1 protein-coding gene is annotated in these 524 nt (G+C 70.9%); it reads right to left on the reverse strand.

The annotated features are described in order from the left end of the window. On the reverse strand, window positions 1–524 hold a 524-nt coding region (locus tag AC1DXV_RS35255), incomplete at both ends, for a LamG-like jellyroll fold domain-containing protein (RefSeq protein ID WP_477938136.1).

Raw genomic sequence — 524 nt, forward strand, 5'->3', positions numbered from 1 at the left:
GGTGTGGTCCTCGTTGGTGTCGAGGTGGTAGCTGGTGACCGTCGTGTCGTTGGCGTCGCTGCGCGAGCCCTTGGCCGTGAGCACCCGGCCGTCCGCGTCATAGGTCCAGCTCTGGACCTCGTTCGCCACCGCGGTGTTGAACAGCGACGGCACCGCCGGTGTCACCGGCTTGCCCGGCAGGCCGGCCGCCGGCGGCGTGAAGGCCGCCGTGTAGCGCGCCACGCCCTGGGTGATGCGCACCTCGTCGACCGCGCCGTTCAGGTGCCACACGCCCTGGCCCGTGTCCGGCGTGCGCCCGATGTTCACCGGCGTGCTCGATGGGTAGATCGCCCCGTTGATCGCCACCGGCGCGCTCGGCACGCCATTCAGGAAGATSCGCAGCGCCGTGCCCTGGCGCACCACCGCAATGTGGGCCCAGGTGTTCAGCGGGATCTGGTTCGCATGCCAGAGGCTGCCGGCATCGCTCGACCCGTCCTGCGACCAGCGCGTGGCCACCGAGCCGTTGGGGCCGGTCAGGATGTCGA

Source organism: Rhizobacter sp. P3_C12, assembly GCF_056402735.1.